Annotated in this window: 10 protein-coding genes and 1 CRISPR repeat array; of the genes, 7 read left to right on the forward strand and 3 right to left on the reverse strand. The window is 71.2% G+C overall.

Going from position 1 to position 7,855, the window contains the following annotated elements; translation table 11 throughout:
- From IO39_RS49980 to IO39_RS50005, 7 genes are all read left to right on the forward strand, one after another.
- Positions 1-558 (forward strand): Rad52/Rad22 family DNA repair protein (locus IO39_RS49980; protein ID WP_211267456.1); only part of this gene is annotated, 558 nt, incomplete at its 5' end.
- Entirely contained in the window at positions 555-1,229 is a 675-nt protein-coding gene (locus IO39_RS49985; RefSeq protein WP_043641367.1) for a hypothetical protein, read from the forward strand. The genes IO39_RS49980 and IO39_RS49985, both read left to right, overlap by 4 nt.
- Positions 1,229-1,522, forward strand: a complete 294-nt coding sequence (locus IO39_RS49990) for a WhiB family transcriptional regulator (protein WP_245642719.1) — start codon at positions 1,229-1,231, stop codon at positions 1,520-1,522. The genes IO39_RS49985 and IO39_RS49990 overlap by 1 nt, the downstream gene beginning before the upstream one ends.
- 166 nt (positions 1,523-1,688) lie before the next feature.
- On the forward strand, positions 1,689-1,850 hold the full coding sequence (locus IO39_RS55825) for a hypothetical protein (RefSeq protein WP_157549967.1): 162 nt from the start codon (positions 1,689-1,691) through the stop codon (positions 1,848-1,850).
- Entirely contained in the window at positions 1,847-3,370 is a 1,524-nt protein-coding gene (locus IO39_RS49995) for a helix-turn-helix domain-containing protein (RefSeq protein WP_043641368.1), read from the forward strand. The genes IO39_RS55825 and IO39_RS49995 overlap by 4 nt, the downstream gene beginning before the upstream one ends.
- Positions 3,367-4,410, forward strand: coding sequence for a hypothetical protein (locus IO39_RS50000; protein ID WP_043641370.1), 1,044 nt, complete (start codon positions 3,367-3,369; stop codon positions 4,408-4,410). Before IO39_RS49995 ends, IO39_RS50000 begins: the two co-directional genes overlap by 4 nt.
- Positions 4,407-4,664 carry a hypothetical protein gene (locus IO39_RS50005; RefSeq protein WP_043641371.1) on the forward strand — a complete coding sequence of 86 codons (258 nt, stop codon included), beginning with the start codon at positions 4,407-4,409 and terminating at the stop codon, positions 4,662-4,664. The genes IO39_RS50000 and IO39_RS50005 overlap by 4 nt, the downstream gene beginning before the upstream one ends.
- Positions 4,665-4,796: 132 nt before the next feature.
- Positions 4,797-5,981: a CRISPR direct-repeat array (repeat unit 28 nt; unit sequence GGACCATCCCCGCGCGTGCGGGGCCGAC).
- Between the two features lie 18 nt (positions 5,982-5,999).
- Here the strand turns inward: IO39_RS50005 and cas2e are convergent.
- The 3 genes from cas2e to cas6e form a co-directional block, all read right to left on the reverse strand.
- Positions 6,000-6,278 (reverse strand): type I-E CRISPR-associated endoribonuclease Cas2e, encoded by a 279-nt coding sequence (cas2e, locus tag IO39_RS50010; protein ID WP_043641372.1) that lies wholly within the window; start codon positions 6,276-6,278, stop codon positions 6,000-6,002.
- On the reverse strand, positions 6,275-7,321 hold the full coding sequence (gene cas1e / locus IO39_RS50015; protein ID WP_043641376.1) for a type I-E CRISPR-associated endonuclease Cas1e: 1,047 nt from the start codon (positions 7,319-7,321) through the stop codon (positions 6,275-6,277). The genes cas2e and cas1e overlap by 4 nt, the downstream gene beginning before the upstream one ends.
- On the reverse strand, positions 7,321-7,855 hold a 535-nt coding region (cas6e, locus tag IO39_RS50020; RefSeq protein ID WP_043641378.1), incomplete at its 5' end, for a type I-E CRISPR-associated protein Cas6/Cse3/CasE. The genes cas1e and cas6e, both read right to left, overlap by 1 nt.

Here is a 7,855-nt window from a genome sequence, read left to right on the forward strand (position 1 = left end):
AACCAGACCCGTGGCGACGCCCACGAGTTGGCGATGAAGTCGGCCATCTCCGTGGCCACCAAGCGGGCGTCCATCCCGCTCGGTGACCAGTTCGGCCTGTCGCTCTACAACAAGGGCCAGACCTCGGCGCTGGTGGGCGGCACGCATGTGTGGCCCGACCCCACGCCGGAGGAGATCGCCGCCCGGGAGGCGGCGCAGGCGGGCGGCCAGAGCCCGGAGGAGCCGGAGGACATCCAGGCGAACGTGCCTCAGCAGGTGTCCCTCGGCTACGACGAAGGTGACCGTCCGCTCGACGGCGGGGAGGCGTCCGCCGCCGAGCCGTCGCTGCTGTCGAGGATCATCGTCGCCATCAGCGGCGCGACTTCGCTCGACCAGATGACCGCGATCGGCAACCAGATCGACGCCGAGATCGCGGCGGGCCGCATCAGTAAGACGGACGAGCAGGCGATCGGCGCGGTGTTCATGCCGAAGCGGGAAATCTTGCTCGCCGCGCGCGACATCGCCCACCGAGCCAAGCAGGCGGCGCAGGCCAACGAGCCTCTGGAGGCGGGCGTATGAGCACCAACGACGTCCAGGCGGCGGGCTCGATGCCCGCCGCCCCGGCGGCCCCGTCCAGCCGTGCGGTCGCCACCGACCTGGCCATGGCTCGCTACCTGGAGAAGCGGAAGGTCGGCAAGGTCATCACCGACCGCATCACCACGTTGAAGACGGTCGCCGACGACGGGATGCCGCTGCTCGCCCCCGGCGACACGCTGACCGTCTACATCGCCGGTCGGCCGTTCGCGTCCGTGAACCAGCCGAAGGTCGGCTACCAGTTCAAGGTGACCGACTCGCCGGCCTTCCAGGCGTGGGTGGAGGCGAACGCGCCCACCGAGGTAGAGCGCTCCATCACCGTGGAGGTGAAGGAGAGCGAGGCCGCCCAGGTGATGGCCGCTCTCGACGAACTGCTCGGGCCCGGCCGCGCCCAGATCACCGTGCAGGTGCGGCCCGCGTTCGTGACCCTCCTCGCCGAGGCGTCCGCCAAGCACGGCGTGACCGCCGACCCGCGCACCGGGGAGTTCGTGAACATCCCCGGTGTGGCGCTGGTGCCGACCAACCCGTCCCCGACCGTGAAGTTCATGGACGACGCCGACCATGTGATCGAGGACGCCTACCGGGCGGGCCTGCTTACCAGCCGCCGTCTGGCATCGATCCTCGCCCTCCCGGCCGCCGAGGACGGTGAGCAGTGATGGCCCGCCGCAGGCTGCCCATGATCTCCCCCGGATGGCACACCCGCGCCGCGTGCAAGGGCGCGCCCGGCTGGCTGTTCTCCAACGACAAGGAGCCGTTCCGCGACGGCCGCCCCCGCCCCGAGTACGACGAGGCCAAGGCCAAGGCGTACTGCGTCCGGTGCCCCGTCCGTGCGGAGTGCCTGGACGAGGCGATCGCCATGGACGAGCGGCACGTCATCCGGGGCGGGCTCAACCCTGACGAGCTCGCCGAGGAGCGGCGCCGCCGCCGGAGCCTGGCCCGCGTCGCCTGACTAGGCCGCGACACGCCCGGGATGCACGAACACCCCGGGCGTGACCAGCCAAAACACGCCCTCGATCTTCGCCGTTGGACGTAAGCCTCGCGACCTGTTTGGGTCCGCGAGCCCGGCAACCCATGCCGGACACCTTCGGTCCCCCACCGACAGAAAGACCCGCAGCATGCTGTTCGTCTTCCGGAAGCGCCGCCCCGCGACCGCTTCCCCCGCGCTGGAGCCGCTGGCCACGCCCTCGGACGAGGACCTGGCCGGCTGGCTCGCGCACATCACCGCCCCCGACGTCGCCGCCGGGCTCCACCCCCACGCGCAGGTGAGCGCCCGATGAGCAACCTGTCCGAGGACTGGGCCATGTACTACGCGCCCGTCATCTCACCGACTGAGAAGCTCGTGTTGGTTGCGATGGCGCAGCGCACCCCGGACGACGGCACCAACTCGTACAAGTCGAAGAAGACGCTCGCCCAGGCAGCCATGTGCGACACCAAGACGGTGCAGAAGGTGCAGGCCGCCCTGCGCGAGCGCGGCCTCATCGCCTCCGGGGACCAGTCCGTCGCCAAGCACATCCCGGCCAACCGGCGGCCGCACGTCTACGACCTCCAGATCCCGTACTCGTGGTTCTCCGATGCCCAGATGGCGCAGGTGAACGCCGAGCGGGCGACGCGCGGCCTGCCGCCGCTCCAGCCGGCCGACCGGCCCGATCTGGCCCCGGCACCGAAGCGGGCCGCGCGCAGCGACAAGGGCAAGGCCGCGCCGCAGCGCCGCCCCAAGTCGCTCGGCCCCCGCCCCGACAACGACACCCCTCCCGACCAGGGCGAACACGACCCGGACGCTTGGGGGGTTTCACAGACCCCCCAGGGCGGCGAAGCCAGGGGGGTTTCTGAAACCCCGCCAGGGGGGTTTAGCAAAGACGCCAGGAGGGTTTCTGAATCCCCCAACTCCTTTAGAGAGAACTCCCTTACAAGAAACTCCCTCCAAGACCCCCCTCCCGCCGTAGGCGGACTACAGGTAGGTGAGGAGCCGGGCCGCGCGGACCTCCGGTCCGGAGCAGACAAGCCAGCGACGACGAAGGGCACCAACCAGCGTCCGCCGGTGGCCCCGGCCGCCGCCGTGTTCGAGCAGCTGCCCCAGGAGCTTCGCCGCCGCATCAGCCGCGGAGCGTCCGGCAAGGTGCTCGCGGCGATCCAGCGGGAGCTGGGCTCGCGCAGCCCGGCCGAGCTGGTCGAGCGGATCGAGCGGCGTTGGCTGTGGTGGCAGCACAAGGGCGAGCGCGTCAACGACGCCGTCCCGGTCGCCGTCACCATCGTCCAGGCCCGCCGCTGCGCAAACGTGCGGTGCGAGGACGGCCAGGACCTCGACCACGGTGGGGACTGCCCGGCGTGCGAGGGCGGCAAGCGCCGCACCGACCGGCCCGCCCAGCCCGAGCAGCCTGCCCCCGCCGCACCGGCCGCCCCGGCAGCGGTCCCCCCGGCGGCCAGGCCGACGCCGACGCCGCCCGCCTGGAAGGAGCGCCGCGCCGAGCTGGACGAGAAGGCCGCAGCCGCGCCCACCGACACCGAGCCCCGCCCCAGGCCCCAGAAGGCCTCTACGGGGCGCGGAGAGATCGCTAAGGCGGCGATCGAGGCCGCCAGGGCATCCCTGCGCCCCCGCAGGCTCTCGGACCGTGAGAGGGAGCTTCAGGCCGCCAGAGATCGCGTCTATTGCGAGAAGTGCGGCGCCGACCACGGCTCGTGGTGCGTCAACGGCGACGGCATCGAGGCCATCGGGTTCATCCACCCCGCCCGCGTCCTCGCGCTCCGCGCCGCCCAGCAGGCCGATCAGCCCGCCCACGGTGAGGGGCAGGTCGCATGAGCAGCCCCGCCACCCCGCGCCCCGCCGCGGGGCCCCGCGACGCGACGGACGACCTGCGGAAGCGGATCGAGGCGCTCCAGGCCGGCATCGACGGGCAGCTTCGGACCCTCCGCGCCGAGAACGCGGCCCTGCGCGGCATGGTCGCCGTGCAACAGCGGTTCGTCCCCGCCCTCCCCCGGTTCGACGGCGCCACCTCGATCACGTGGCGACGCTGGGAGGCCGCCCCGCTCATGACCCACATCGACCCCGCGTGCGAGCAGTGCGACCACCCCGGCCCCCAGCAGATGGCGTTCGGCCTGGCCACCCCCCGGCCCGGCCAGCCGCTACCAGGCCAGCCGCTGCCCCGCCTGCCAGGAGATGACCGTCTACCGGCGCGACAGTGGCCCCAACCTGCGAACCACCTTGACCGAGATCGCCTACCACCCGCCACGAGAGGCCACGCCATGAGCGACTGCATCAAGATGCTCGTCAACGTCGATGGGCTCGCCCTGCTCGTGCCCGGCGACGATCCGGCCGACATCCACCGCCGGGCCGTCGAGTTCGCCGAGCACGACGACGTCACCGTGGACACCCGCGCGGCCGAGGTCACAGTGCGGACGGTGCGGGCCCTGCCCTGGTGCGGGCCGCTCTGCAACGGCTGCACCCCGGAAGGCGGCCACTACATCACCGTCCAGGACGGCACCATCGACTCGTACCCGGCCGGGCTCATCGCCTGCCACGTCAGCACCGACGAGGAGCGCGCCGCCCGCGCGGCCGCCGCCGAAGCGAACCGGTGCGAGACCAGGACCAGCATCTTCGGCGTAGACCTCGGCCAGTGCCACGCCGCCGGCGTCGCCATCATCCAGTTCACCTGCGACCACGGGTGCGAGCGCGCCCCGCAGCGCGTCTGCGCCATGCACCGAGACGGCGCCATCGAGACCACGAAGGGCACCAGCGACATCTCCGTCTGCCGCTCGTGCGAGGAGGCCGGCCGCGAGGACGTGCTGATCCGGCTCCTGTCCTGCCAGCCCCTCACCAACGACCAGGAGGTCACCCGATGACGATCACCATCCCCGAGCAGACCGCTCCGGCCGCCGAGCAGGCCGCGCCCGCCGCGCTGGTAGCCGGGTACGTCGTGGTCGACGCCAACCAGATCGGCGACAGCTCCGGCTGGATGACGCCGCGGATGCGCGCCACCCGTGAGCAGGCCGAAGAGGACCGGGACTACTGGCGGGATACCAGCCGAACCGAAGACATGGAGCTGCGAATCACCGCACTGGTCCTCCTCGACGAGCCAAAGCCGACCATCACGTGATCGGGCGCAGCACTCCTGCATATTCCGTAACGCGACGTGCCAGCTGGCTGCTGCTGCTGTGGTCCGTCTGGAACGGGGACCATCCCTGGTGCGGAGCCGACGCCTCCACGCAGAACGGAGACCTACCTCGCGGGATCATCCCCGCGCGTGCGGGGCCGACCGGACGGTGAACGCTGTCCGTTTCTGGCTGGGCGGACCATCCCCGCGCGTGCGGGGCCGACATGCCGGACCGCCTGGCCACTGTCCGGGACGGGGGACCATCCCCGCGCGTGCGGGGCCGACAAGCGCATGGATGCCGACCGAGCACGGACGATCGGACCATCCCCGCGCGTGCGGGGCCGACTCTCTGCACCTGGCCGCCCCAGGTCGAGTCTGGGGACCATCCCCGCGCGTGCGGGGCCGACGCCATCGGCCAGGAAGGCAGTCTCGATCAGGAAGGACCATCCCCGCGCGTGCGGGGCCGACGCCAGCCTCTGCTCAACCCGGTGGCCGTAGGAGGGACCATCCCCGCGCGTGCGGGGCCGACGAGCCGGGCGCGCACGGTCGAGCGTGCGCCCTCGGACCATCCCCGCGCGTGCGGGGCCGACTGGTCAGCCGCCGCGTTCAGGCTCGTCTCCAGCGGACCATCCCCGCGCGTGCGGGGCCGACGGCCCGGGAGTCCTGGCGGAGGGTGATGCCGAGGGACCATCCCCGCGCGTGCGGGGCCGACCCGCACCCGCGATTGGTGCAGGCTCGTATTTCCGGACCATCCCCGCGCGTGCGGGGCCGACTGCCTCGGTGAGGATTTTCGCCCGGAGTTCTTCGGACCATCCCCGCGCGTGCGGGGCCGACCGACAGTCCACCTCCCACTGATACCCCTTGCGCGGACCATCCCCGCGCGTGCGGGGCCGACACCATGCTCCTCGCCGCCATCCTCCGCCGCCTCGGACCATCCCCGCGCGTGCGGGGCCGACACGGGCTCCAGGTGCTGTGGACGCCAGCAGCGGACCATCCCCGCGCGTGCGGGGCCGACAAGTTCGCCGGCGACGTGCTGAAGCTTGAAGGCGGACCATCCCCGCGCGTGCGGGGCCGACGCGTAGCCGGCCATGGCGATGAAGTCGCCCTGCGGACCATCCCCGCGCGTGCGGGGCCGACGCCGAAGAACCGCGCGATGTCGTTCAGCCCGAAGGACCATCCCCGCGCGTGCGGGGCCGACAAGTCTCCCCAGAGGGGATCAACCCCGTACTTCGGACCATCCCCGCGCGTGCGGGGCCGACGTGGGCTCTCCCCCTGCCCCCGCTGCCCGAGGAGGACCATCCCCGCGCGTGCGGGGCCGACACTTGCTGAGCTGGGATTTCAACGGTGGTTGCGGGCAGAAAGAATCAGTCCGTCGAAGTCGACGGGGTACCAGCGGTCCTTGCCCGCGGTGCGGATGGCCCAGCCTTGTTCGTTGGAGGCAGGCTCGACGAGTATGGCTTGGCCGTCGCCGATCCGGTTGGCGAGGAGCTTCCAGATGCGGTCGCGGATGCGTTTGCTGGGGTTGCCGACGAACATGCCAGCGCTGACTTCGACCATCCAGCGGGTGAGGTGGCCGCGTAGCCCTTCAGGCGCGGCCACGAGAACGATGACGGTCATGTGTCGTCTGCTTCGTCTGGGTGTGGCTTATCGAAGTCGGGGCCGATGACGGCGATGTGGTCCTGGCCCATGGAGGCTTGGGCGAACTCGACGAACAAAGGATCGTCGGGGAACTCTTCGGTTCCGGCCCAGTTGACGCCTCCGGTAACGGTGCCGACCTTGTCGTCCCAGAGTTCGTTGACATCGATGTCGGGGATGTCGGTGCTGTCGGGTGAGAGCAGGGATTTGATGTCGGAGACGATGCGGCCGAGCAGTTTGTCGGAGGCGATGCGGTCGCGCAGACCGAGGCGTGCGTCGCGTTCTTCGGTCATGCCTTGGGCGGCGAGGTCAAAGGCGAGGGGGATGGTGTAGTCGGCCTTGTAGAGGTCGGCGATGTCCATGACGAAGGACGTGGCGGAGCCGGTGTGGACGAAGCCGAGGCCGGGGCTGGCGCCCAGGCCGACGATGACGGCGTGGCAGATGCCGTACAGGGCGGTGTTGGCGGCCGATAGCAGGCGGTTGAGGTCGTCGCCGGCGGCGAAGGGGTCGCCGGGGCGGTAGTTGCGGCCGGTCCAGGCGACGCCGGTGCGGCGGGAATGGTGCTGGTACTGCTTGCGGACGCGGGCACCTTCGCGGCCACGGAGTTGTTGCATGGTCATGGCGGTGACGTCTTCGCCGGGGAAGCGCATGCCGTACATGGCGCGGGCGACGGTTAGTCGTTCTTTGGGTCGGGTGACGAGCCAGGCCTGGCGGTAGAGGAGGCCGGCGCCACGGCTGGGGCCGAGGCCGGAGGCGTACAGGCGGACGCCTTGTTCGCCGACCCAGCAGACGGCGGTGCCGGAGTCACCGAGGAGCTGGACGGCGCCGTGGGTGATGCGGGTGCCAGGGCCGATGAGCATGACGGCGATCATGGCGGCGGGGATGCGGACGGTGTCGCGTTTGTTGATGACGACGATGGCGTTCTCGTCGCGGTCGATGTGGCTGCGTTCGATGTAGACGCTGGAGACGCGGTCGGCGATGCGGTGCAGGTCGTGCGGGTGTGCCTTCTGCCAGATGTCCGCCATCACCGCTCCTGACGGCGCTCGGGCAGGGGGGCGAGGGTGAGCAGGCCGCAGCCGTAGGATTTGGCCGGGCCGATCCCGTTCAGGAGCCGCTCGGTGAAGGTCGTCGTGTCGGTGATGCGCAGGCGGCCTTCAAAGGTGGCGACGTGCAGGACGACGGGTTTGGCGCCGTTCTTCTTGCGGAAGGAGCGGCGTTCCCGGGCGGTGATGCGCACCTCATACGGCTTTGGCGGCTGGTGGTTGTCCTGGTCGGGTTGCAGGCCGGGCGCCGGTGGGTCGGTGTGGGCGAGCGGCACCTCGAATCCCCAGCGCTGGGCTCGGGACAGGAACCAGGTGAGTTGCTGGCCGGCGGTGCGGTGGCCGATGCGGAAGGAGCGGTGTTTGGTCTCGGCGGCGCGTTCGAGCTGAATGGTGGTGGGTTTGGTGGGGGTGGAGGTGTTCTGGACGGGGTTGGCGGTGAGCCGGAAGGCGAATTCGCGGCCGACCGCGAGCTGGGCGAGCAGCGGGGCGTAGTCGCGGATGGCGGCGTGCTCGCCG

The sequence above is a fragment of the Nonomuraea candida genome (assembly GCF_000725485.1).
GTDB classification, from domain to species: domain Bacteria; phylum Actinomycetota; class Actinomycetes; order Streptosporangiales; family Streptosporangiaceae; genus Nonomuraea; species Nonomuraea candida.

Bases quoted from the DNA above. Each gene is read 5' to 3' on its own strand.
- IO39_RS49985 (WP_043641367.1), top strand. From the start codon at position 555: ATGAGCACCAACGACGTCCAGGCGGCGGGCTCGATGCCCGCCGCCCCG.
- IO39_RS49990 (WP_245642719.1), top strand. From the start codon at position 1,229: ATGGCCCGCCGCAGGCTGCCCATGATCTCCCCCGGATGGCACACCCGC.
- IO39_RS55825 (WP_157549967.1), top strand. From the start codon at position 1,689: ATGCTGTTCGTCTTCCGGAAGCGCCGCCCCGCGACCGCTTCCCCCGCG.
- IO39_RS49995 (WP_043641368.1), top strand. From the start codon at position 1,847: ATGAGCAACCTGTCCGAGGACTGGGCCATGTACTACGCGCCCGTCATC.
- IO39_RS50000 (WP_043641370.1), top strand. From the start codon at position 3,367: ATGAGCAGCCCCGCCACCCCGCGCCCCGCCGCGGGGCCCCGCGACGCG.
- IO39_RS50005 (WP_043641371.1), top strand. From the start codon at position 4,407: ATGACGATCACCATCCCCGAGCAGACCGCTCCGGCCGCCGAGCAGGCC.
- cas2e (WP_043641372.1), bottom strand. From the start codon at position 6,278: ATGACCGTCATCGTTCTCGTGGCCGCGCCTGAAGGGCTACGCGGCCAC.
- cas1e (WP_043641376.1), bottom strand. From the start codon at position 7,321: ATGGCGGACATCTGGCAGAAGGCACACCCGCACGACCTGCACCGCATC.